The sequence below is a fragment of the Pseudomonas sp. R43(2017) genome, assembly GCF_002112345.1.
Classification (GTDB): Bacteria; Pseudomonadota; Gammaproteobacteria; order Pseudomonadales; family Pseudomonadaceae; genus Aquipseudomonas; species Aquipseudomonas kribbensis.
In genome coordinates, this window is sequence record NZ_NEHJ01000001.1 from 84,506 (window position 1) to 108,525 (window position 24,020).

Consider the following 24,020-nt stretch of genomic DNA (forward strand, 5'->3'; position numbering starts at 1 on the left):
ATTCCCTGCAGACGCCTTCAACAGGGAAGCCCCTCGATGTTCTCATTCAAACAACAATCAACCCGTCTGACGCTGGCCGCCGCGCTGGCGATGGGCATCGTTCCTTCGGCCGTTCTGGCGCAAGATGCCGCCACTCAGGTGTTCACTTTCGACATCGCCCCGGGAGCGCTCGACGAGGTGCTGCTGGACATCTCGCGCCAGACCGGCGTGCCGATTTCCTTCAGCCAGAATCTGGTGCAGGGCAAACGCAGCAGTGCGGTACGTGGTGCGTTGGGTGGTCGGCAAGCCGTAGAGAAAGCCTTGCTCGGCAGCGGCCTGCAAGTCGAGCAGGGCACTCAGGGTTTGAGCATTCGTCAGGCTGACGCGCCGAGCGCGGTGCCCGTGAAAGCTGCTGCCGTGGCGCCCGCCAGCAGCGCCGATTACCGTATGGAAAAGGTCACGGTCACCGGCTCGCGCATCGCCCGGGCGCAGAGCGATGGTGCGACCCCGGTCAACGTCATCACCCACGAAGAAATGGAAGCGCGGGGCTACAAGAACGTCTACGACGCCCTCGCCACGCAAACCCAGAACACCGGCATGACCCAGGGCGAAGACTACGGCAACACCTGGCAACCGGCCGCCAGCGCCCTCAACCTGCGTGGGCTTGGGCCCAACCACACGCTGGTGCTGATCAACGGCCGGCGGGTCGCCGATTACCCGACGCCGTACGACGGCAAGGTCAACTTCACCAACCTCGCGAACATTCCATCGGCGATCATCGACCGCATCGAAATCCTCAGCAGCGGCGCCTCGGCGATCTACGGTTCGGATGCGATTGCCGGGGTGGTGAACATCATCCTCAAGGACAAGATGAATGGCGTCGACGTCAACCTCAAGGGCGGCACCAGCGAGCGCGGTGGCGGTGACAATCAGCGGTTGCAGATCAGTGGCGGCGGCAGTTGGGGGGACTTCGATGGCTTGTTCGGACTTGAGCTGACCAATCGCGATCCGATCTGGGCCGATGACCGGGGCTTCATGCAGAGCGGGCCGCTGGCGGATGTCGGTTACCGTCGCGATCTGAGCAACAACCGTTACCTTGGGCCGGGCTGCGGCGCCTATCAGGGCACGTTCGACAACAAACTGTTCAACAACGGCGGGCGTTGCCGCACCGATCAGATGTACAACGATTACTGGACGATCCAGACGCAAAAGGAAAACTACGACGGCTACAGCCGCGGTACCTGGCATTTCAGCGACAGCGGTCAGGTCTTTGCCGACCTGATGTATGGCCTCGACCACATCCAGAACAACACCCGTGGCCCGACCTTCACCTCGCCGGACTTCATCAACCAGAACAGCGGCAATCTGGAGCGTTGGTATCGGCGTTTCGGTGAAGAGGAAATCGGCGGGCGCACCAGTAACAACAGCAAGTGGCGCGATACCTCGTGGACCGGCACCTTGGGCCTCTCCGACAAAATCGCCGACACCGGCTGGCACTATGATCTGGCGGCCAATCGCTCGGAATATAAAAGCGTGCGCACCACACGCTATACGCCGCTGTCGTCGATCCAGGATTTCTACTTGGGCCCACAGCTCGGCACACGCGGCGGCTACCCGGTGTTCTCCCCGGATGCCTCGCGTCTCGACCGACCATTGACGCCTCAGGAATGGCAGCAGTTTCGCGGCAACCTGACCCAGAGCAGCAAGTCGGTGTCCACCAGCTACAACGCCTCGGTCAATGGCGATCTGTTTGACCTGCCGGCCGGCCCGGTCGGATTTGCCGGCGTACTGGAAGCGGGCAAACAGGAATACCGCATCGACCCGGACGACAGTCTCAACGATGGCAGTTTTTATGGCGTGACACCGGCGCAAAGCTCAGGGGGGGCGCGCAAGCGCTATGCGGCGGGTGGCGAGTTCAGCATTCCGGTCACTGACACTGTGCTGGCGACAGCGGCGGGGCGTTGGGACCAATACAAATTCAGCGGCCGCACCGAGCAGCAGAAAACCTACAACCTCGGCCTGGAGTGGCGGCCGATCACCAGCCTGTTGCTGCGCGGCAGTTACGGCACCAGTTTTCGTGCGCCGGACCTGAATTACATCTACCAGTCCGACAGCAACGGCTACTACCCGGCGCAGATCGATTACTACGGCTGCAGCCAAGGCGTGGAAGGCGCCTGTGATCGCGGGCGGGTCGACTACACCCAGAGCGGCACGGCGGACCTGGCATCCGAACGCGGAAAATCCTGGACGTACGGGTTTGTCTGGTCGCCGTCGCGCAATTTCGATTTCTCCACCGATTTCTGGCGGGTGGAAATCGACGACCTGCTGACCACCGTCGACGAAAACCGCCTGTTGCAGGAAGAGAACGAATGCCGCAATGGCACCCAGGACATCAACTCGGCCAACTGCCAGTCGACCCTGGCACGCGTTGACCGTAATCCTGGCAATGCCGCCATTGATCCTAACCAGTTGCAGCGGGTGCGAGTGAATGCGATCAACGCCGCCAGCGAGCGGGTCAGTGGTCTGGACTTCAAGAGCAACATCCGCTGGGGCGCCGGGCAATACGGTGCGTTCAGTTCGGCGTTGGGATACACCCTGGTGCTGTCGCATTTCTACAAGGAATCGGACGAAGCCCCGACCCAGGACTTGCGCACTTCGCGCAGCAACTACGACTGGCGTAGCAAGGTCAACGCCAGCCTGACCTGGGATTATCAGAAGGCCACGGCGACCCTGATGGGCATCCGTTATGGCTCCGTTACCAACGGCGCGGGCGACGGGCGTCTGTCACCGTGGACGGTGTTCAACGCCAGTGCGCGCTATCGCTTGAACGACCGGGCGAGTGTCGGGCTGACCGTCAACAACCTGCTCAATCAGGTCAAGCATGACGACTCGGCGGGCTGGCCTTATTACCCCACCGGCAACTACGACCCGTATGGGCGGCAGTGGTGGCTGGATGTAAGTTATCACTTCGGGGGATGAGACTTTTCGCCCGGAACGTCCTACGGAAACAAGCGGGTTTTGCGTGAAAACGGGGATATTTCCGACGACTTTTTCAGGTTGGTCGTCGGAAGCGTGATCTATAGCATCGGCTGTGACATTGAAGTCGTAAACGGCCTGGACGTTCAGGCCTCTGATAATGGATGGATCATGCGTACTGCACACCTCGAATACGAAACGCCTGCTTATTCCACCTGCCATCAATGGCGCGCTGATCGTGCCAGATGCCCCATGGAGGACGTCGCGTTGCCCAGTGCAAAGGTTCCCCGGTTGACGGGTTTGAAGAAGGTCGTGGGCAAGCCTGTCGAATTGCTCGTACATGGCCGGAACATCGGTGATGACGCCATGTTGATCGTTCACCTCACGAATGAAGGCTTTGAGCTGAAAGACGTCGTCGACATGCTTTCAACCTCCGAGCTTTACCAGCAAGGCGACGTGGTCAAACTCATCACTGGCAAGTCGGTCAGAACGATCCGGCGACTGCTGAAGGAGGATGAACCGATACGGCTTGACCCACAGCAGAGCGTCATCGCCTACCAATATGCATTGGTGCTGGAACTGGCCATTCGGGCCTTCGGGGGGCAACCACGGGCGGAGGACTGGATGCAGAAACCCTCTACTTATTTTCACGGCCATGTGCCGCTGGAATTGACCCTGCATCCATTGGGTTTTCAGATGGTGGAGCAGTATCTGATGCAACTGATCTACGGGGTTTACCCATGAACCCCTTGCCGTGGGACAAACATTGGTATGCATGGCGGCTTGATCGCGAGGTTTATGGAAGAACATGGGATAGCGGGATGGGGTCAAAGATGAGAGGAGGTCGATGGAACATTCCCGGACGACGCGTCGTGTATGCATCCGTCGATCCGTCGTCGGCCATTCTGGAGGTCGCAGCCAACCATAGTTTCGATGCTCTGGACCGCGAGCCTTATGTTTTGACGTGTTTCGAAGTCATCAACAATGCGAAGGTAAAAATCGTGCAGCCCGAAGAGGTGCCGAATCCTTACTGGCTGAGCCCTGCACAGCCTTCACCCAATCAGCAATTGTTTGCCGACGCGTTGCTGGCCGAGCACCCGTTTGTACTGATTCCCTCGGCGGCAACCCGGCATTCGTGGAACTTGCTGGTGAGCTGCGACCTGGCAGAGGGGCAGTTCAGGATGGTCTCGCAGGAGCGGTTCGGGCTGGATACCCGTTTGGTCAAGGAGATGGTTTTGAGTTGATGAGTGGGCTTGTCGATTTGCATAACCTCATCACCCAACGGTCTAAACCACGCCCTATAAATCCCTGTTGGTCATCGCACATCCCTGCATAAACCAAAACGCAGGGATGGCTGTTCATGATTCGATTTTCACCCGTTAGATCCCCGTTGAGCCTGGCCTTGCTGCTGGCGATCAACACATTGCCGGCGATTGCCGCCGAAAGCAGTGCCACGGAACCGACCACTCAACTGCAACGCGTCGAAGTGACCGGCACCGCGATCCGCCGGGTCGATGCCGAAACCGCCGTGCCGGTGACCATCCTTCGGGTGGAAGAATTGCAGAAGCAGGGTGTGACGACGACTGAAGAGCTGGTCAACCGGATTTCTGCCAACCAGTCGTCCGTAGGTTCCGGGCGTTCGGTGGGGTCGAGCAGCGGCGGGGCGTCTTACGCCGACCTGCGCGGTATCGGACCGAACAAGACCCTGGTGCTGCTCAACGGCCGCCGCTTGAGCAACAACGCGACCAACGCCATCAATGGTTCCGGTGTGGATCTCAACACCATTCCGTTCGCCGCCATCGACCGGGTGGAAGTGCTGCGTGATGGTGCCTCGGCGCTGTACGGCACCGATGCCATCGGCGGGGTGATCAACTTCATCACCAAGACCAGCCTCACCGAAGGTCAGATCAGTACGAGTTACGACACGCCGACGCACTCCGGCGGCGGTGACAGCCGTAACTTCAGCGGCAGCTGGGGATTCGGTGATTTGCAGGACGATCGCTTCAACGTCTTCGGCGTCGTGAGTTACGACAAGCAGCAACGGCTGGCCGCTGAAGATCGTGGTTACACCTACAACTATCAGCCGGGGCGAGGGCTCGATTACACCTCCGGCACGGCATCGCCGGCCAACTGGAGCCAGGGCAGCAACGCTACCAACCCGTTGGCGGGATCCAGTTGCAATGCACCGGGCCTGCTGTCGCGTAACGGCATCTGCCGCCAGAGCCTTTGGAATTACCTGGATCTGGTGCCGGAAACCGAGAAGACCTCGGCTTTCGCCAAAGCCACCGGCAAGCTGTCGGACGATCACAACGTCAGCCTCGAATATTTCTGGGCGCGCAACGAAAACCGCACCCAGATCGGTCCCGGTACCCTGATGGGTAATCAGGTCAATCCCGGCACGGCGTTTTATCCGGGCAACGGCATCACCCCCGGGCCGAGCGGTTTTGCCCTTGATTCAACGCAGCCGGTGGACGTGAACTGGCGTGAAACGGCGGTCGGTGCCCGCCGCCACGAAGACGACAACACCGGTCAGCGCCTGCTGCTGAATTTCGACGGCACGCTGGTGGGGTGGGATTACAACCTTGGCGCTTCGTACAACCAGAACAAAGTGGTCAACACGATCCGCAGTGGTTACGTGAACGACCGCGCCGTCAGCCAGGGGATTGCCAATGGCGTGATCAATCCGTTCGGCCCGCAGACGGCTGCCGGTTCGGCATTGCTGGCTGCCAACGCGGTGGACGGTGATTACGCAACTGCCGTGGGTCGGGTGAAGGCGATTGACGGCCGTGTGAGCCGCGAAATCGGCGACTGGTTCGGCGCCGGTCCATCGGCATTGGCGCTGGGCGGCGAGTACCGCAAGGAAGACTTCCATCAGGATTTCGCCGCGTTTGCCGGTGATGTGCAGAGCCTCGGCGTGGACCCCAACGGCAGCGTGTCAGGGGATCGCAGCGTCTCGGCGCAATATGCCGAGGTCAATGTGCCGGTGCTCGACAGCCTGGAGTTGTCCGCTGCCGTGCGGCATGACAAGTACAGCGATTTCGGCAGCACGACCAACCCGAAATACTCGTTCCGTTTCCAGCCGTTCAAAGAACTGGTGGTTCGCGGCGCTTACAGCGAAGGTTTCCGCGCGCCGTCGCTGTATGAACTCTATAACCCGAATTTCACCACCTTCACCAATGCCAACTACAACGACCCGCGCCTGTGTGCCGGTGGCAATCCGAGCAATGGCGGGATCGCCAACCGCGACTGCGCCCAGCAGTTCAACCGGACCACGGGCGGCAACACGGACCTGAGCCCGGAAACCGCGCGCAACGTCACCGTCGGTTTCGTTTATCAGCCGTTTGATCGCCTGACCACCGGGCTGGATTTCTGGTGGATCAGCATCGCCAACCAGATCGCCGAGTTCCCCGAGTCGGCGGTGTTCGAGAACCCGGAACTGTATCCGGAACGTTTGATCCGCAAGCCTGACGGCTCCATTGATCACGTCGTTACCGGCCTGGCCAACCTCGGCAAGATCAAGACCAACGGCGTCGACGTGAGCTTCGACTATCGCCTGCCGAGCACGTCCTACGGTGATTTCGGCATCGGCCTGCAAGGCACCTACGTCAGCCGTTACGAGTATCAGCAGCAGCTCAAGGGCGATTTCATCGACAAGCTCGGAGATTTTCGCGGGGGTGACTTCGCGTCGGCCGGCGCGGTGGCCCGCTGGCGTCACAGCCTGACCGGCAGCTGGAACTACGGCCCGTTCGGCGCGAGCCTGACCAACCGCTACACCAGCGGTTATCACGACTCGGACCGCGAGACCCACGACTACGTTGGCTCCTACAACGTCTGGGACGTGGCCGGCACCTACACCTGGCGCAAGACCCTGGCGGTGACGCTGGGGGTGAAAAACCTGTTCGATCGCGAGCCGCCATTCAGTAACCAGACCTACACCTTTCAGAGCGGCTACGACCCGAAATACGGCGACCCGTTCGGGCGAACGCTGTACACGCGGCTCAACTACAAGTTCTGAAAATGACCAGACATGGCCGGTTTTAGTAACCCATCGTTCTAAAACCGGCCCTATAAAAAGTGCCCGCCTGTTGCACATCACAGACAGACAGGCAGGCACGCGGTTAAAGGATCTGCCCATGTTTTCCAGACTTACTTTGCTGGGCGTATGTCTTCTGCTGAGCCCGGCGATATTTGCCCAGCCTCGACACGCCCTCACGGTCTACGGCGAAGCCCCGAAGTACGCCGCGGACTTCCAGCACCTGGCCTACGCCAATCCCGATGCGCCCAAGGGCGGTAGCCTGCGGCGTTCTTCGCTGGAGAGCGGTCCGTTCGATCACCTGATCCCCTACATCGATAAAGGCACCGGGGTTGCCGAAATCGACGGCTGGCTTTATGCGCCGCTGGCTTATCGCAGCAAGGACGAGCCTTACAGCGTCTACGGTCTGGTGGCGCAGCGGATGGAGCTGGATGCGGATCGACGCTGGGTACGTTTCTATCTCAATCCAGAGGCGCGTTTTGAAGACGGTACGCCGATCACCGCCGAGGACGTGCGCTACACCTTTGACCTGTTCATCACCAAGGGCAGCCTGAAGTACCGGCAGCAGTTTCGCGATGTCGCCGAGGTGCAGGTCGAGTCGCCAACCCAGGTGCGCTTCGTCTTCAAGAACAACGACAGCCGCACTTTGCCGCTGGATCTGGCGGTGCTGCCTGTCTTACCCGAGCACTGGTGGCGTACCCGGGACTTTGCCGAAGGCGCCGGTTTCGAGATTCCGCCCGGCAGCGGCCCTTATCGGATCAGCGCGGTGGATGCTGGTCGCAGTGTGAAATTCCAGCGGGTTCAGGACTGGTGGGGCAAGGATCTGCCGGTCACCCGCGGGCTCTACAATTTCGATCAGTTGAGTGTGGAGTTCTTCGCCGACACCGACGTATCGCGACAAGTGCTCAAGGCCGGCGGCTTCGATTACAACCGCGAATTCTCCGCCACCAGTTACACCATCGGTTATGCCGGCGCAGCGCTGGAGCAGGGCAAGTTGTTGCGGGAACACCTCGCGCCCGGCGCGGCTCAAGGTGCCCAGGGTTTCGTGTTCAACCTGCAGAAGCCGATGTTTCAGGATCGCCGGGTGCGGCAGGCGATTGCCATGCTCTGGGACTTCGAATGGAGCAACCGGCAGATGATGCGCAGCATGTACCTGCGCCAGCGCAGTTACTTTTCCCATAGCGCGCTGTCGGCCACGCAATTGCCGGACGCCGAAGAGTTGAAGATCCTCGAACCCTGGCGCGGCAACATCCCCGAAGAAGTGTTCAGTCAGGTGTTTGAAGCGCCGCACACCGACGGCAGCGGCAACATTCGCGCGCAACAGTTGCAGGCGTTGAAACTGCTGGAGGCCGCAGGATGGAAACCTAGCGGCGATCAACTAGTGAATGCTCAAGGCGAGCCGCTGCAATTCACTTTTCTCAACGGCCAGAAAGGATTCGAGCGCCTGCTGCTGCCGTTCAAACGCAACCTGGCGCAGATCGGCATCGGCTTCGATATCCGTCAGGTCGATACCGCGCAATACACCAATCGCGTGCGCAGTCGCGATTACGACATGATCGTCGTCGGTTATCCGGTGAGCCAGGCGCCGGGCCGTGAAATGTTCAATTACTTCGGTTCCGATGGGGCCGATGATCCGGGCTCGAACAACTACATGGTGCTGCGTGATCCGGCGGTGGATGCGTTGCTCGAAGGCGTGGTGCAGGCCGACAGCCGTGAAAGTCTCTTGCGCCATGCACGGGCGCTGGATCGGGTGCTGCAGTGGGGCTACTACTGGATTCCCAACTATTACCCGCCGGGCATTTCCACGGTGTGGTGGAACCGTTTTGGCCGGCCGGCGATTGCTCCGCTGTATGACGCTGGCCTGGATACCTGGTGGGAAATCAGCCCTACGGCGTTGACCGCCAATCAGGCGCCAAAACAGCAAAAGGAGTTTGCTCATGTGGGGTTATAGCCTGCGGCGTCTGCTGCTGATCGTGCCGACCCTGTTGGCGATTCTGCTGGTGAACTTCGTGATCGTGCAGGCCGCGCCCGGTGGCCCGGTCGAGCAGGCCATCGCCCGTTTGCAGGGCATCGGTGTCGGCGGGGCGGTGGGCGCCAGCCATGTCGAAACCATTGGCGGCGAGTCCCGCGCGACCCGTGGCCTGGACCCGAAACTGGTGGCCGATATCGAGCACCAGTACGGCTTCGACAAACCCGCCAGCGAGCGCCTGTGGCTGATGCTCAAGAGCTACGCGCAACTGGACTTCGGCAAGAGTTTCTTCCGAGGCGCGACGGTCACTGAACTGATCTGGCAGAAACTCCCGGTGACCTTGTCGCTGGGGCTGTGGGCGACGCTGATCACCTACCTGGTGTCGATCCCGCTGGGCATCCGCAAGGCTGTGCACAACGGATCGGCGTTCGACGTCTGGAGCAGCGCGGCGATCATCATCGGTTATGCGATGCCGGGGTTTCTGTTTGCGCTGCTATTGATCGTGGTCTTTGCCGGCGGTACCGCGCTGGACTGGTTCCCGGTGCGGGGTCTGGTCTCGGACAACTTCGCCGAGCTGACGCCGTGGGGCAAGGTGGCCGATTACTTCTGGCATCTGGTATTGCCGGTCAGTGCGCTGGTGATTGGTGGTTTTGCGACGCTGACGATCCTGACCAAAAACAGTTTTCTCAACGAGATCTCGCGGCTGTATGTGGTCACGGCCCGGGCCAAGGGGCTGAGCGAGCGGCAGGTGTTGTACGGGCATGTGTTTCGCAACGCGATGTTGCTGGTGGTCGCCGGGTTGCCCCAGGCACTGGTGACGGTGTTCTTCGGCGGTTCATTGCTGATCGAGGTGATCTTCTCCCTCGACGGCCTCGGACGCCTGAGCTACGAAGCGGCGGTGTCGCGGGATTACCCGGTGGTGTTCGGTTCGCTGTTCATCTTCACCCTGTTCGGGCTCTTGATAAAACTGCTGGGCGACCTGTGCTACACGCTGGTCGATCCGCGTATCGACTTTACGGCGAGGGCTGCCTGATGCTGACACTTTCTCCCATCGGGCAGCGCCGCTGGGCGCGCTTCAAGGCTCATCGTCGCGGCTGGTGGTCATTGTGGCTGTTTCTTGCGCTCTTTGGTTTGAGCCTTGGAGGTGAACTGGTCGCCAACGACAAACCGCTGCTGCTGACGTATCAGGGCGAATGGTATTTCCCTGCCTTCAAACGTTATACCGAGCAGGATTTCGGCGGCGAGCTGCCGTTCCAGCCTGACTATCGCAGTGCCCAGGTGCGTGAACTGATCGAGGGGCAGGGCGGGCGAATGTGGTTTGCGCCGATCCCGTTCGGTTTCGACACGGTCAATTACGACCTCACGAAACCGGCACCGAGCCCGCCCTCCGGCGAGAACTGGCTGGGCACCGATGATCAGGCGCGGGATGTGCTGGCGCGGGTGATTTTCGGCACCCGGGTGTCGTTGCTGTTTGCCTTGGCGCTGACCGCCACTAGTGCGCTTATCGGTATCGCGGCCGGCGCGTTGCAAGGCTATTACGGTGGCTGGATCGACTTGATCGGTCAGCGTTTGCTGGAGGTCTGGTCGGGGCTGCCGGTGCTGTATCTGCTGATCATTCTGTCCGGGTTCGTCGAGCCGAATTTCTGGTGGCTGCTGGGGATCATGGCGCTGTTTTCCTGGCTGAGCCTGGTGGACGTGGTGCGCGCCGAGTTCCTGCGTAGCCGGGGGCTGGAATACGTGAAAGCTGCGCGAGCGCTGGGTGTCGGCGATGCGCAGGTGATCGTGCGGCACATCCTGCCCAACGCCATGAGTGCGACACTGACGTACCTGCCGTTCATTCTTACCGGGGCGATTGCGACCTTGTCGGCACTGGATTTTCTCGGTTTCGGCATGCCGGCGGGCAGCGCTTCGCTGGGTGAGTTGATCGGTCAGGGCAAGACCAATCTGCAAGCGCCGTGGCTGGGCCTGACGGCGTTCTTTGCGCTCGCGCTGATTCTTTCATTGCTCGTCTTCATCGGCGAAGCCTGCCGTGATGCCTTCGACCCGAGGACTTGATATGCGTGAACATTTGATCGAAATACGCGACCTGCGGGTCGCCTTCAAAGGCCAGGAAGTGGTCCACGGCATCGACCTCGACATCCTTCCGGGGGAATGCCTGGCGCTGGTGGGCGAGTCCGGTTCCGGCAAGTCGGTGACGGCACACAGCATCCTGCAACTGCTCGACCCGAACATCACGCGGATCGATGGCAGCATCCGCTATGAGGGCGAAGAGTTGCTCGGCGTGCATGAGCGTTATCTGCGGCAACTTCGCGGCAACCGGATCGCGATGATCTTTCAGGAGCCGATGAGTTCTCTGAACCCGTTGCACAGTATCGAGCGGCAACTCGGCGAAAGCCTGGCGCTGCACAAAGGCCTGGCCGGGGCTGCGGCGCGGGAACGGATTCTGGAGTTGCTGGAGCTGGTGGGCATTCAACGCCCCCACGAACGCTTGAAGGCTTATCCGCATCAGCTTTCCGGTGGGCAACGGCAACGGGTGATGATCGCCATGGCGCTGGCGTGTGAGCCTCAGTTATTGATTGCTGATGAGCCGACCACTGCCCTCGACGTCACCGTGCAACGCAAGATCCTGCTGTTACTCAAGGACCTGCAACAACGACTGGGCATGGCGCTGCTGATCATCAGCCATGACTTGAATCTGGTGCGCACCATTGCCCAGCGGGTGGCGGTGATGCGCGCCGGCGAGATCGTCGAGCAAGCGACTTGCGAGCAGCTATTCCGGGCACCACAACATCCCTACAGCATCGAGTTGCTCAATGCCGAACCCGGTGGCGTGGCGCTATGCCGGGACAATACCGAGGATCTGCTGCAAGTGCGCGATCTCAACGTGCGCTTCCGGCTCGGTGGTGGCTGGCTGCGCCGCAAGTCCTGGCTGCACGCGGTCAATGGCATTGATCTGAGCCTGCAACGTGGCCGGACCCTGGGAATCGTCGGTGAATCCGGTTCGGGAAAATCCACCCTCGGGCAGGCGATCCTGCGCCTGATCGAAGCCGAGGGCAGTATCCGCTTCGAGGGCGAAGCACTGGAACATTTGAGCGGCAAACAACTGCGGCCGCTGCGCAAGCGCCTGCAAGTGGTGTTTCAGGACCCGTTCGGCAGCCTCAGTCCGCGCTTGTGCGTGGAGCAGATCATTGCCGAAGGTTTGCAGGTACACAGTGAGTTGAACGCGCGGGAGCGCGAGCAGGCCGTGATCGAAGTCTTGCGGGATGTGGGGCTCGATCCAGCGACACGTCATCGCTATCCCCACGAGTTTTCCGGCGGGCAGCGGCAACGCATCGCCATCGCCCGGGCGCTGGTGCTCAAACCGAATCTGATCCTGCTGGACGAACCCACTTCGGCACTGGATCGCACCGTACAGAAACAGATCGTCGCGCTGTTGCGCCGGTTACAGGAGGAGTACGGGTTGACATATTTGTTCATCAGTCATGACCTGGCGGTGGTGCGGGCACTGGCTCACGACCTGATTGTGATGAAGGACGGCGAAGTGGTGGAACGAGGGGAAACGGACGCGTTGTTCGGCTCGGCGCGGCATCCGTATACACAGGAGTTGTTGGCAGCGTCGTTTGCCGGTTTGAGCGCCTGAAACGACAAATCCCGCCACAGGGGCGGGATTTGTTCGCAGTCTGGCTGCCGACTTACGCCGGGAACAGCTCGGACAGTTTCATCGACAGCATCATGTCGCCTTCAACGCGCAGCTTGCCGCCCATGAAGGCCTGCATGCCGTCGGTTTCGCCGCTGACGATGCCTTTCAGGGTTTCGCTGTCCAGCACCAGTGTGCAGTTGGCGTCGGCGTTTTCGCCTTCCTGGATGTCGCAAGTGCCGTCTTTGACGATCAGAGCGTAGTGCTTGTCTTCGTCAGTGATGTTGAAACCGAAGACCAGATCCAGGCCGGCAGCAGCGGCTGGGTTGAACTTGGCTTGCATTGCTTTTACGGCATCAGCTACGGAGGTCATGGTTCGATCCTTTTTGGTTGATTGCAGCAGGGTCACAGTAATCCGGACTCAGCGGAAAGTGATGAGTTCCGGGGCCTTCAGCAGTTGCAGGTGTGCATGACTGTTGAAGGAAGCCAGAGCCACCTCGCGACCGCGGAACTTCAGCTGGTTGAGCGAGGTGTTGACGATTTGCCAGTTCAGTTCAAAGGCCTGTCGGGCAGGCATTTGCGTGATCAGGTGGAGCAGGGCGGTGATGGTGCCGCCCGAGGTAAACACGGCGATTTTCTGGGTGTTGTCGGCCTGATCGAGAATACGGTTCAGACCGGCCTGGACCCGTTCGACGAACCCCAGCCAGCTTTCCAGGCCGGGCGTGTCGTAGGTGCCGGCCAGCCAGCGTTCGATGATCAGGGCAAAGATGCGCTGGAACTCGCCACGGTTCTGTGCGGCGTTACGCAGGATGTCCAGTGCTTCGGGCTCTTCGGGCAGCATGGCCGGCAGCAGGGCGCGGATCACGGCGTCGGCGTCGAATTCGTTGAAGGCTGAGTCGATTTCCAGGGCAGGCACCGGCAGACCGGCTGCGGCGAACTGTTCCAATGCGCTGTTGGCCGTGTGCTGCTGGCGGCGCAGATCGCCTGACAGGCAACGGTCGAAGCTGACGCCGAGTTCGGCGAGGTGGCGGCCGAGGATCTCTGCCTGGCGCACACCCGTTGGCGACAGGACGTCATAGTCGTCTGCACCGAAGGAGGCCTGGCCATGTCGAATCAAGTAGATGCTGCCCACGTCCGCGTCATCCCGGTACGTTGAAGGTTGTCGCGAGGTTATGGGGATGGCAGTGAGCTGTCAATGAAAAAACATACGCTTGTTTGAAATGCCCGTTACAGGCCTGTTTCCAGAGGTTTCACGGCTGGCCGGCGAGGCGGTGCATGGGTATGCTGGAGTCATCCCCGCGCGCGTTTTTCAACGGCGCATCGTTTGAAGGAGTCACTGTGGAGTTTTTGACTGAATACGCCAGCTTTCTGGCCAAAACCGTCACACTGGTCATCGCCATTCTGGTGGTGCTGGCCAGTTTCGCTGCGTTGCGTAGCAAGGGCCGGCGCAAAGCCGCGGGCCAGCTGCAGGTCAGCAAGCTCAACGATTTCTATAAAGGCTTGCGTGAACGCCTGGAGCAAAGCCTGCTCGACAAAGATCAGCTCAAGGCCCTGCGCAAGGGCGAGGCCAAATCCGAAAAAAAACAGAAGAAGCACCCCGAAAGCAAACCTCGGGTGTTCGTGCTGGATTTCGATGGCGACATCAAGGCCTCCGCTACCGAGAGCCTGCGCCATGAAATCACTGCCTTGCTGACCCTGGCCACACCGAAGGACGAAGTCGTCCTGCGTCTGGAAAGCGGCGGTGGCATGGTGCACAGCTACGGCCTGGCCTCGTCGCAACTGGCGCGTATCCGTGAAGCCGGCGTGCCATTGACCGTGTGCATCGACAAGGTAGCGGCCAGCGGCGGCTACATGATGGCGTGCATCGGCGAGAAGATCATCAGCGCGCCGTTTGCGATTCTCGGCTCCATCGGCGTAGTCGCGCAGTTGCCCAACGTCAACCGCCTGCTGAAGAAACACGATATTGATTTCGAAGTGCTGACCGCCGGCGAATACAAACGCACCCTGACCGTGTTCGGCGAAAACACCGAGAAGGGCCGGGAGAAATTCCAGGAAGACCTGGACATTACCCATCAGTTGTTCAAGAACTTCGTCGCCCGATATCGCCCGCAGCTGGCGATCGACGAAGTCGCCACCGGTGAAGTCTGGCTCGGCCTCGCGGCGCTGGAAAAACAACTGGTGGACGAACTCAAGACCAGCGACGAATACCTGGCGGACCGGGCGAAAAAATCCGAGGTATATCACCTGCACTATGCCGAGCGCAAAAGCCTGCAGGAACGCATCGGCATGGCGGCCAGCGGTTCGGTGGACCGTCTGTTGCTGAGCTGGTGGAGCCGTTTGACCCAACAACGTTTCTGGTAACGGGTTTTACGCTCGTGCGGCTATGCCGTGCGGGCGTATATCAACTTCAATACGCAAACCTGTCTTATCTATCTATTTCATTGTCTCGCATTGTTGTTTGATTGAATCTGAAACCATCAGTTATTCGTGCTGTTTTCGAGTGTGGCTGCACCTTAGTCTGAGTGTTCCTTTTCAGATCAGGGGTGTCGAACATGGATGTCGAAAACCGTCTTGAAGCAATGCCTATAATGACGGCGGAAGAACAGGGCATTTTCTTTGATTTACTCAAACAACAGATGCCATCCTGGCTGCTCAATGCACCGATCAATGATCGAAATGTTCTCTATAACAATCTGAAATCCAGCTTTCAGTCTCGACAGACTCTTCTCAAACAGTTGCAGGCACTGAAGTCTCCGGAGCATTTTTGTGCACCATTGCTGGCCAAAGCCATGTCAGACAGGCTGGGCGAACCATTCGATGTCGCAGGTGCGGTTTTTCAGCATGTGCGTTCTACGTCGAGCCTTTTGGGCTTGCGCAAGAAACTGATCCTGCCTATCGGCCGGGATTTGCTGACCGCAGCCTGCGAGAACTTCGAACTGTCCGAAACGCTGCCCGGTAATTACCACGAGCTTTCGCTGCTCTACATTCCGGAGCAGGTAACGGGGAAAACGAGTCGCGTGCTGGCAATCAGACCTCATGAGTTCGCCATCTTGTGTCGGGATCTCGATCTTGGGAAACAGTACCGGAAACATATAGAGACATTGTTTGGCGATGGCGCACGACCTGCAACTTTTCTTGATGCCTCCGTTGCCTGTTTTCGCGATCGCTTTGAAGTTGATCGGCATATTGCATATTTGCGCGGGCATATCAGTGTCAGTGTTTATCAAAGACTCAAATTGGTTGCAGTTTCGCAGTCAGGCGAGAATGCACTTGAATATCAGAATATTGAAATACTTGGCGTCACGCTGAGAGGACCGATGTTTATCGGTTCGATCATGGTGTCTGCGGGCGACGTTGATCGTTGCGTCGTTTACATACCGGAGGACCCTGATCACCCGTTGAAAGAGTACGCATCCTTTCTCGACTTCGAGATCAGCTTGAGCAAGCGCCTGAAAGACGCCGGTTTCCGAAGTTTTTTCATGCGTTTCGTCACGCTGCGGGATCGCCCTTCATTCCTCAGGGGCATCGATGTGCGACTGCTGAATGTCGGGCCGCTCCATCTTCCTTTCGATACCCCGTATTTGCCGCTTACAGTCGTGTACCCGGAAGGTAAAGCGAAAACGGAGCTCTTTCTGGCCCTCTTCGAACATCGAGCCGAACAGGTCCGGGCCGATGCCAGAGTGCTGGTCGTGTCCACGGACGATGAAGATGAAAAAACACGTCAGCAAAGGCTCGAGACCTACGAGTCCATCGGCGTCAATACATTGCTGTTCCTGGCCTCCTTTGTACCGGTTCTTGGAGAGGTCATGTGTGCCGTGGCCGGCCTGCAGCTGCTCAATGAGGTTTACGAGGGCATCGACAGCTGGGCGCATGGCGATCAGGAGAGCGCGACGGATTACCTGTTCGACACCCTTGAGAACCTGATAGTCATGGCGGCCTTTTCGGCAGGCAGCGCAGTCGCAGGCAGAGCCTATCGAAGTGTCCGGACGTCAGGTTTCGTGCAGGGACTGAGGCAGGTACCGATTGGCTGGATGTCCCGAAGGCTCTGGAATCCCGAGGTGTCGGCTTTGCGCATGCCCGAGAGCCTGCTCGATCGGCTTCCGGCCGATGAGCGTGGCCTGATCCTGTACGACAACCACCGGCTACTGAAATTGGGCAGCCACGCCTATACGGTGCATCCCGTGCCAGGCAGCGGGTTGTGGGAAATCGGCAATCTGCAGGCATCGGCGCGCTACCGGCCCCCGCTTGAGACCAACGGGGTCGGCGCCTGGCGTCATCACAGTGAAATACCGCAGGACTGGAGCTTGCTCACGCTGTTTCGTCGTACGGGTTATCGCGAAGCGGCGATACCGGATGCCCGAGCCCTGCAGATTCTCGCTGTCAGCAACGTCGACGAATCGGCGATGCGGCAGGCGATCATCAGCCGCAGCAGACCCATGGCGATACTGACGGACACTGTGCGCCGCTTTCAGGCCGACACTGAAGCCGGGCATTTCATGGCCTCGGTCGCGTCACCTTTGTCTGCGCAACAGGCAGACGCCGACCTGCAGTTGTATTTGCTGACCTCGGCTGGGCACTGGCCGCAGGACCTGGCGATTGTTGTCACGGACGCCCGGGACATCGAGGTAGCACGGTATGGGGATCACAACGCCTCTCGATCCGTCACGGTAAAACAGGACGCGCTTCGAAAAGCAGCGTTCTATCCGCCGTTGCTGGCAGCACTTGGCGAGCGCGAACGCCTGCATCTGCTGGGGGAGGCTACCGAAGATCTGAGCCTGCAAGGCACCTTGCTGGCCGAACACATAGGCGAACTCGCCCCCTTTCAGCAGATCGCCTTGACGGAACGTCTGTACCGTCGAACGGACACTATCGAACAGTCGAGGGCCGAACCGGTCCGGTCCGCGTTCGCAAACCTGCCGGCCAGTGTCGCCGATGAGCTGGTGCTGCATGCCGACGGCAGTGAATGGCAACAACTGGCGGCTGGCAAGGTGCCGTTGCGCCTGGCCGAAGAAGCGCGACGCTATCAAGCAATTCTGCGTCTGAATCGTGCCTTTGAAGGTTTGTACCTCGACGCTGCCTGCGGCCGGGACGTGAACAGGCTGATTCTCGATACCTTGAGTCATCTTCCGGGCTGGCCGGGCGATGTGCATATCGAGATTCGTGATTGGGCAGCGGGTGCCGAGGAAAGAGCCGCCATCGGCCCGCCAGACGCCCGGTACAATGTCATTATCGAAGCCTACGCCGACCGGTATACGGGGCTGGATACTGAAGAAAACCTGGTATCCAGCTCACTGACGCGCACCCGCACGGATTTCTTTCGGGTGCTTTGGGAAAGTCTTCCGGCACACAGTCGCCAGGCGCTCGGGCCCGAAACGGGAGGTCAGGGATTGCGCCAGAAGATCACATCATTGGCGCTGCAGCGACGCGAGGAAATCCGCGCAATGCTGAGCATCGCAGCGCCGGACAGGCGTTACCGTTCACCGATGGGGCTTGCGGATCGGCCAGTCGAACGCTCTGTCCCTCTGACCGGCGGCACGGCAACTGTCGGACGCAGGTCAGCTGTTCTGGTGCAACGGGCACGTGAGCTGTATCCGTCATTTTCGTCCGCTCAAATCGATCAGTTTCTTTTGTCCCTCGACAGCGATGACGTGTTGGCCATCAGAGCGCTGGATCACATGCGGGAGCAATACCACGCAATGGTTCAAGCGCTGGAGCGTTGGACCCATCGCACGACTTATTATCAGGCGGGAGACGGTCCCAGGCGTCAGGTGCCCGCGCACAACAAGGCGCGGGCAACGCAAGCGATATTGCGCGCCTGGCGCAGGGAGTCTGCCGTTGCTTCAAACGCCGGATACTTCCGGCATCCTTTGACGCTTGATGGCATTCCTCTGGGGGACTTGCCGGTCTTGATCGGTGACTTCAGCCATGTCGATGCGTTGCACTTGAATGCTGTCGGAGCCGGTTCCGGGCTGAACAGCTTTCTGCATAACTTCCCGGGATTACGCATGTTGCGTCTGACCGGCAATGAGCTGACACGCATTCCCCAGGCCATTGAAGCAATGCCCGGACTGACGGTGCTGGATTTGAGTGACAACCGGATTCGGTTGATCGAGCAGGCGATGACTACCCTGGCTCCTCTGGAACATTTGCAGTCACTGGACCTGAGTTTCAACCCGACGCTGGGGCGCCCGCCGCGGGTCGGTACACTGCGCAGATTGCGTCACCTGGGTTTGCGTGAAACCGGCATCAGCGAGTGGCCGGGCGAGATGGAGGGGCTGACCGCTCTGCAAACACTCGACCTGCGCGACAACCGGATCATCGAAATACCTCGGTCTGTATTCGATGCACCTGAAGCGTTGAACAGAGGCACCCAGGTCGATGGCAATCCGTTATCGGAGGCGAGTCTTCAGGCGATTGCGACCTATCAGCAGTCTCAAGGTATCAACCTGGGCGTGATCACGCCTGATTACGCCACTGCGCAGCACTCCGTCGCCGATGGTACAGCCTCGGGCTGGGTGATCGGTTTGCCCGCTGTGAGGGTGTCGCGGGTCAAGGAGGTGTGGTCGGCGTTGTCCGCTGATCCCCAATCCAGGAGCTTTTTCGACGTTCTGAAGGCGTTGCGTGGTACCGCCGATTATTCACATTCGCTGGGTGAGCTGTCCCAACGAGTCTGGAATGTGCTGGAGGCGGCCTGTGAAAGTGACCGGCTGCGTCGCACGCTTTTTCGCATGGCCTGGGCGGGCAGGGTGAGCATGGTCAATGCCGCTGAGGTGTTCAGTGATCTTGAAGTCAGAGTCTTGTGCGATCAGGCCGTGGCGGATCAATCACCGGGCGGGTCGGTGGAAGGGCGATTGGTTCAACTGTTGCGGGGGCGGTTTCGATTGCGGGAAGTCGAAAGACAAGCATCGATGGACGCCGCCCGACGAGCCGGTTCAGGTCCGTTCACTCGCGAGCAGATGCTGGAACTCAGCCTGCTTTACCGCGTACGAATGGCGCAACGTCTGGAATTGCCTGCTCAGCCCGATGCGTTGAACACACGGCTCGATGTCGAGGTTACTGATGCGCAGATCGAGCATGTGTACCGGGAAGTGCAGAGGCTTGAGCAGACGACTCAATTGTCAGTGTCGATGAGCAATCAGGAGTTCTGGTCCGAGTACCTGAGGGCAACCCATGAGGGGGAGTTTTCGGCCGCTCTGGAGCGCTGCGCAGCGTCACTGGCGCAACTGGAAAGGCGCAACGAATTGTCCCGGCAAGCGGCTTCACGGCAGGTGACGGTGATTCTGGAGAATCTGAGAAATGAAAATACTGACGTGCTGAGAAGGCTGACCAACGAGGCGTTGGCTCGGCACCCTGACACGAGGCAGTCGACGGGGATGCCAGAACAGCAGCAGGAGAGCGTACAAGGAAATGCCCCGAACCCGTGATGAGGGTGCGGGGCATTTTCTCAACGACGACGGAACAGCGGCAGCGGTTCGTCCGTGGAGGCCTGATAGGTCACCGAGAAGTCCTTGAGGCTTTCAAGAGCGTCGTACGGGTCTTTGTCCGCGCGCAGGGCGAAGGCATCGAAACCGCAGCGGCGCATGTAGAACAGCTGATCGCGCAGCACGTCGCCAATCGCCCGCAGTTCGCCTTTGAAACCGTAACGGTCACGCAGCAGGCGAGCGTTGGAGTAGTTGCGGCCATCGGTGAACGCCGGGAAGTTCAGGGCGATGACTTCGAACTGATCCACGTCGTCGCCGATTTCCTCGGCTTCTTCGTCGGCGTCCAGCCACACACCCAGGCCGCCATCGCGGGCCTTGAGCATGCGGGCGTGTTCACGCCACAGCTGCAACGGGACGATCAGGTCGTCGCAGTTGCTGATTTCGTCGATGTTGAAATCCTTGGGCAGCAGGTGCCAGGTTTCGTCGACGACCTCGTTGTTCTTAATGATTCGCTGCATAGACGCGTTCCTTGAAGAGGTCGATGCCAATACGCTGGTAGGTGTCGATGAAGCGCTCGTCTTCGGTGCGCTGTTCCACGTACACGTCGATCAGCTTGGAGATCACATCCGGCATGTCGTCCTGGGCGAACGACGGGCCGAGGATCTTGCCCAGGCTCGCGTCACGGCTGGCGCTCCCGCCGAGGGAGACCTGGTAGAACTCTTCACCTTTCTTGTCCACCCCGAGAATGCCGATGTGGCCGACGTGGTGGTGACCGCAGGCGTTCATGCAGCCGGAGATGTTCAGGTCCAGTTCACCGATGTCGAACAGGTAGTCCAGGTCATCGAAACGGCGCTGGATCGATTCGGCGATCGGGATCGACTTGGCGTTGGCCAGGGAGCAGAAATCACCGCCAGGGCAGCAGATGATGTCGGTCAGCAGGCCGATGTTCGGCGTGGCGAAACCGCCTTCACGCAACTCGCCCCACAGAGTGAACAACTGGCTCTGCTCGACGTCGGCGAGAATGATGTTCTGCTCGTGGGACGTGCGCAGTTGACCGTAGCTGTAGCGGTCCGCCAGATCGGCGACGGCGTCGAGCTGTTTGTCGGTGATGTCGCCCGGTGCAACACCGGTCGGCTTCAGGGACAGGGTCACGGCCACATAACCCGGCTTCTTGTGCGCCAGGGTGTTGCGGGTGCGCCAGCGGGCGAAGCCCGGGTATTCCTTGTCGAGGGCGGCCAGTTCGGCGGTCTGGTTTTCCAGCGCCTTGTAGTCCGGGTCGACGAAGTGTTTGGCGACGCGATGCACTTCGGCTTCGGTCAGCGTGGTCTGGCCGCCGCGCAGGTGTTCCATCTCGGCATCGACTTTCTGGGCGAAGACTTCTGGAGTCAGCGCCTTGACGAGAATCTTGATCCGCGCCTTGTATTTGTTGTCGCGACGCCCGTAGCGGTTGTAGACCCGCAGAATGGCATCGAGGTAGCTCAACAGGTCCTGCCATGGCAGGAACTCGTTGATGAACGCGCCAACCACCGGAGTACGGCCCAGGCCGCCACCGACCAGTACGCGGAAACCGAGTTCGCCAGCGGCGTTGTGCACCGGCTCGAGACCGATGTCGTGGACTTCGATGGCCGCACGGTCGGAGGTCGAACCGTTGACGGCGATCTTGAACTTACGCGGCAAGTAGGCGAATTCCGGGTGGAACGTGGTCCATTGACGGACGATTTCGCACCATGGACGCGGGTCGATCAACTCGTCGGCCGCGACACCGGCGAACTGATCGGTAGTGACGTTGCGCAGGCAGTTGCCGCTGGTCTGGATCGCGTGCATCTGCACGGTGGCCAGCTCGGCGAGGATGTCCGGGATGTCTTCGACCGCCGGCCAGTTGAACTGCACGTTCTGGCGAGTACTGATGTGGGCGTAGCCCTTGTCGTAGTCGCGGGCAATCTTGGCCATCATGCGCATCTGACGCGAAGTCAGTTGGCCGTAAGGCACCGCCACCCGCAACATCGGCGCGAAACGCTGGATGTACAGGCCATTTTGCAGGCGCAGGGGGCGGAATTCTTCTTCGCTCAGCTCACCTGCCAGATAGCGTCGGGTCTGATCACGGAACTGCTTGACGCGGTCCTCGATGATCCGCTGATCGTACTCGTCGTATACGTACATATAAGTCCTGTTCTCAGGCTTTGGGCTACTCGGAAAACGCTGCGTTTTCGCTTGCTGGAGTCCGATGGTGCCTCGGCAATTACGCGCGCACGGCCGCGCACTCCCTAATGGAGCCGGGGCAATATACCCGTTTGCAGTTATGCGCAAAAGTGATGTTTGAGTATATGTAAAGAACCAAATCGCCTAACGAGAACGGGTGTCAACTAACCCACATTTGTCGTGCGGACAATCATCGTCTTAACTGTGGTCGAGTCTTTCTGCAATCACCGATAAAACCGACAAGAGGCGATGCAATGAGCAATCCAACCAAGGCAAGGAAAAGCGATAGCAGTGTCGATGCGTGGGCCATTCTGTTCCTGATCATTCTGGTCGTGGGCACAGCGGTGTTCTGGGTCAGTCATCAGTAAAACGACCCCTCCGGGCCCGCTTCCGACGATTGTCGGACAAAAAGCGGGATCAGGCGCTAATGGCCGGCGATTGAATGGCTATAATGCGCGGCCATTTTTCCCCGGGCCCGGATGTTTCATGTTCAAGTTTCTCCACATCAGTCTGCTTGTGCTGGGCCTGGCCTTTGGAGCCGGCGCGCGGGCAGAGTCTGTGCTGTTTCTGAATCCGGGCGCCACCGACGAAGCGTTCTGGGTCAGCTACTCGCAATTCATGCAGGCTGCCGCGCGAGACCTGGGCATCGATCTGCGGATCCTCTATTCCCAGCGCCAGCCCGAAATGACCCTGGCCCAAGCCCGGGTGGCCTTGCAGGGCCCTGATCGCCCCGACTATCTGATGTTCGCCAACGAGCAATACATCGCGCCGCAGATCCTGCGCATGGCCAATCAGAGCGGGGTGAAGCTGTTTATCGTCAATGCCGCGTTGACGCCCAATCAGCAAGCGCTGGTCGGGGACCGGGCCGACCGGATCGGCAGCCTTGTGCCCAATGACGAGGAGGGCGGTTACCTGTTGATGAAGGAGTTGATCCGCCTGCATCCACCGGTGGCCCCCGGCGCCAGCATCGAATTGCTGGCGTTCTCCGGCCTGAAGATCACGCCGTCGTCGCAGTTGCGCGAGCAAGGCATGCAAAGGGCGCTGGCCGAACATCCTGAAGTCCGTTTGCGGCAACTGGTTTACGGCGGCTGGACACAGCAGCGGGCCTACGAGCAGGCCCGGCAGCTGCTGGTTCGTTACCCCAAGGTGTCATTGGTGTGGGCGGCCAACGACGAAATGGCCTTCGGTGCGATGCGAGCGGTTTCCGAGATCGGGAAAGTGCCGGGCAAAGACGTGCTGTTCAGCGCGGTCAATACCTCGCCTGCGGCGCTGCAGGCCATGATCGACGGACGCTTGAGCGCCTTGCTCGGCGGTCATTTCACCCTGGGAGGCTGGGCGCTGGTGGAAGTGCACGACCATGCACAGGGCGTCGACCTGAACCACTACGGTGGCCGCGACCGGCAGATTCCCTTGCTGCAACTGATCGACAAGGATCATGCCCGCCGAATGCTGGCCATGGGCACGTCGCCGGATTACGGCGTGCACTTTCACAAGATGTCGGCGAAGGGCCGCCCGACCTCGTACCGTTATCCGTTCAACCTGCAGACCCTGATGCACTGAGGCTGTTCAGGCGCCCGCCAGATGCACCACGAGCTGCACGATGCCAAACAGCGTCAGGGCGAACACCGCCGTGAACGCAATGCCCAGGAAGATGAAATGGCTGGGCTTGCCATGGGTGAAGTCCCTTGCCCGGTTCTTGCCGCTCTGCACGCCGAACGCCGCCGCCATGACGCTGTGCAGCATCTGCCAGAAGGTCGGTGGCTTGTTGTCGACTGGATCGTCCATAAATCCCTCGTCTGCCGTGTG

Annotated in this window: 16 protein-coding genes; 11 read left to right on the forward strand and 5 right to left on the reverse strand. The window is 59.9% G+C overall.

The window, feature by feature from the left end; genetic code table 11:
- Nucleotides 1–36 precede the first annotated feature (36 nt).
- The 8 genes from CAG02_RS00345 (at nt 37) to CAG02_RS00380 (ending at nt 12,597) form a co-directional block, all read left to right on the forward strand.
- Nucleotides 37–2,958 (forward strand): TonB-dependent receptor, encoded by a 2,922-nt coding sequence (locus CAG02_RS00345; RefSeq protein ID WP_085710104.1) that lies wholly within the window; start codon nt 37–39, stop codon nt 2,956–2,958.
- 249 nt (nt 2,959–3,207) lie between these two features.
- Nucleotides 3,208–3,699: an MbcA/ParS/Xre antitoxin family protein gene (locus CAG02_RS00350; RefSeq protein ID WP_085710188.1), complete on the forward strand. Its 492-nt coding sequence runs from the start codon at nt 3,208–3,210 to the stop codon at nt 3,697–3,699.
- A complete protein-coding gene (locus tag CAG02_RS00355; protein WP_085710103.1) occupies nt 3,696–4,199 on the forward strand; it encodes an RES family NAD+ phosphorylase in 504 nt (167 codons plus the stop codon). The genes CAG02_RS00350 and CAG02_RS00355 overlap by 4 nt, the downstream gene beginning before the upstream one ends.
- A gap of 116 nt (nt 4,200–4,315) precedes the next feature.
- Entirely contained in the window at nt 4,316–6,970 is a 2,655-nt protein-coding gene (locus CAG02_RS00360) for a TonB-dependent receptor (protein ID WP_085710102.1), read from the forward strand.
- 118 nt (nt 6,971–7,088) lie between these two features.
- A complete protein-coding gene (locus tag CAG02_RS00365; RefSeq protein WP_085710101.1) occupies nt 7,089–8,939 on the forward strand; it encodes an extracellular solute-binding protein in 1,851 nt (616 codons plus the stop codon).
- Nucleotides 8,926–9,990 (forward strand): microcin C ABC transporter permease YejB, encoded by a 1,065-nt coding sequence (locus tag CAG02_RS00370; RefSeq protein ID WP_085710100.1) that lies wholly within the window; start codon nt 8,926–8,928, stop codon nt 9,988–9,990. Before CAG02_RS00365 ends, CAG02_RS00370 begins: the two co-directional genes overlap by 14 nt.
- Nucleotides 9,990–11,012: an ABC transporter permease gene (locus CAG02_RS00375; protein ID WP_085710099.1), complete on the forward strand. Its 1,023-nt coding sequence runs from the start codon at nt 9,990–9,992 to the stop codon at nt 11,010–11,012. The genes CAG02_RS00370 and CAG02_RS00375 overlap by 1 nt, the downstream gene beginning before the upstream one ends.
- 1 nt (nt 11,013) lies before the next feature.
- Nucleotides 11,014–12,597, forward strand: a complete 1,584-nt coding sequence (locus CAG02_RS00380) for an ABC transporter ATP-binding protein (protein WP_085710098.1) — start codon at nt 11,014–11,016, stop codon at nt 12,595–12,597.
- Between the two features lie 52 nt (nt 12,598–12,649).
- Here CAG02_RS00380 and CAG02_RS00385 read toward each other — a convergent pair whose 3' ends face one another.
- Together CAG02_RS00385 and CAG02_RS00390 are read right to left on the reverse strand one after the other, a co-directional pair.
- Nucleotides 12,650–12,967 carry an SCP2 sterol-binding domain-containing protein gene (locus CAG02_RS00385; protein WP_010223709.1) on the reverse strand — a complete coding sequence of 106 codons (318 nt, stop codon included), beginning with the start codon at nt 12,965–12,967 and terminating at the stop codon, nt 12,650–12,652.
- 48 nt (nt 12,968–13,015) lie between these two features.
- Nucleotides 13,016–13,726 carry a histidine phosphatase family protein gene (locus tag CAG02_RS00390; RefSeq protein WP_085710097.1) on the reverse strand — a complete coding sequence of 237 codons (711 nt, stop codon included), beginning with the start codon at nt 13,724–13,726 and terminating at the stop codon, nt 13,016–13,018.
- A 206-nt stretch (nt 13,727–13,932) separates the two neighbouring features.
- Between CAG02_RS00390 and sohB the strand changes: the two genes are divergently transcribed.
- Both sohB and CAG02_RS00400 read left to right on the forward strand, forming a co-directional pair.
- Entirely contained in the window at nt 13,933–14,955 is a 1,023-nt protein-coding gene (gene sohB, locus CAG02_RS00395; protein ID WP_085710096.1) for a protease SohB, read from the forward strand.
- 191 nt (nt 14,956–15,146) lie between these two features.
- A complete protein-coding gene (locus CAG02_RS00400; protein WP_085710095.1) occupies nt 15,147–20,018 on the forward strand; it encodes an NEL-type E3 ubiquitin ligase domain-containing protein in 4,872 nt (1,623 codons plus the stop codon).
- Nucleotides 20,019–20,038: 20 nt separating this feature from the next.
- Here the strand turns inward: CAG02_RS00400 and CAG02_RS00405 are convergent, their stop codons facing one another.
- Together CAG02_RS00405 and CAG02_RS00410 are read right to left on the reverse strand one after the other, a co-directional pair.
- Nucleotides 20,039–20,533, reverse strand: a complete 495-nt coding sequence (locus tag CAG02_RS00405) for a DUF934 domain-containing protein (RefSeq protein ID WP_085710094.1) — start codon at nt 20,531–20,533, stop codon at nt 20,039–20,041.
- Nucleotides 20,517–22,175 (reverse strand): nitrite/sulfite reductase, encoded by a 1,659-nt coding sequence (locus CAG02_RS00410; protein WP_085710093.1) that lies wholly within the window; start codon nt 22,173–22,175, stop codon nt 20,517–20,519. Before CAG02_RS00410 ends, CAG02_RS00405 begins: the two co-directional genes overlap by 17 nt.
- A 525-nt stretch (nt 22,176–22,700) precedes the next feature.
- Between CAG02_RS00410 and CAG02_RS00415 the strand changes: the two genes are divergently transcribed.
- Entirely contained in the window at nt 22,701–23,774 is a 1,074-nt protein-coding gene (locus CAG02_RS00415; RefSeq protein ID WP_085710092.1) for an ABC transporter substrate-binding protein, read from the forward strand.
- Between the two features lie 6 nt (nt 23,775–23,780).
- Here the strand turns inward: CAG02_RS00415 and CAG02_RS00420 are convergent, their stop codons facing one another.
- Nucleotides 23,781–23,999 carry a DUF2970 domain-containing protein gene (locus CAG02_RS00420; protein WP_065257810.1) on the reverse strand — a complete coding sequence of 73 codons (219 nt, stop codon included), beginning with the start codon at nt 23,997–23,999 and terminating at the stop codon, nt 23,781–23,783.
- Between the last annotated feature and the right edge of the window lie 21 nt (nt 24,000–24,020).

What these genes read in the sequence shown, in the direction of transcription:
- CAG02_RS00345 (WP_085710104.1), top strand. Translation starts at nt 37, where the DNA reads ATGTTCTCATTCAAACAACAATCAACCCGTCTGACGCTGGCCGCCGCG.
- CAG02_RS00350 (WP_085710188.1), top strand. Translation starts at nt 3,208, where the DNA reads ATGGAGGACGTCGCGTTGCCCAGTGCAAAGGTTCCCCGGTTGACGGGT.
- CAG02_RS00355 (WP_085710103.1), top strand. Translation starts at nt 3,696, where the DNA reads ATGAACCCCTTGCCGTGGGACAAACATTGGTATGCATGGCGGCTTGAT.
- CAG02_RS00360 (WP_085710102.1), top strand. Translation starts at nt 4,316, where the DNA reads ATGATTCGATTTTCACCCGTTAGATCCCCGTTGAGCCTGGCCTTGCTG.
- CAG02_RS00365 (WP_085710101.1), top strand. Translation starts at nt 7,089, where the DNA reads ATGTTTTCCAGACTTACTTTGCTGGGCGTATGTCTTCTGCTGAGCCCG.
- CAG02_RS00370 (WP_085710100.1), top strand. Translation starts at nt 8,926, where the DNA reads ATGTGGGGTTATAGCCTGCGGCGTCTGCTGCTGATCGTGCCGACCCTG.
- CAG02_RS00375 (WP_085710099.1), top strand. Translation starts at nt 9,990, where the DNA reads ATGCTGACACTTTCTCCCATCGGGCAGCGCCGCTGGGCGCGCTTCAAG.
- CAG02_RS00380 (WP_085710098.1), top strand. Translation starts at nt 11,014, where the DNA reads ATGCGTGAACATTTGATCGAAATACGCGACCTGCGGGTCGCCTTCAAA.
- CAG02_RS00385 (WP_010223709.1), bottom strand. Translation starts at nt 12,967, where the DNA reads ATGACCTCCGTAGCTGATGCCGTAAAAGCAATGCAAGCCAAGTTCAAC.
- CAG02_RS00400 (WP_085710095.1), top strand. Translation starts at nt 15,147, where the DNA reads ATGGATGTCGAAAACCGTCTTGAAGCAATGCCTATAATGACGGCGGAA.
- CAG02_RS00405 (WP_085710094.1), bottom strand. Translation starts at nt 20,533, where the DNA reads ATGCAGCGAATCATTAAGAACAACGAGGTCGTCGACGAAACCTGGCAC.
- CAG02_RS00410 (WP_085710093.1), bottom strand. Translation starts at nt 22,175, where the DNA reads ATGTACGTATACGACGAGTACGATCAGCGGATCATCGAGGACCGCGTC.
- CAG02_RS00415 (WP_085710092.1), top strand. Translation starts at nt 22,701, where the DNA reads ATGTTCAAGTTTCTCCACATCAGTCTGCTTGTGCTGGGCCTGGCCTTT.
- CAG02_RS00420 (WP_065257810.1), bottom strand. Translation starts at nt 23,999, where the DNA reads ATGGACGATCCAGTCGACAACAAGCCACCGACCTTCTGGCAGATGCTG.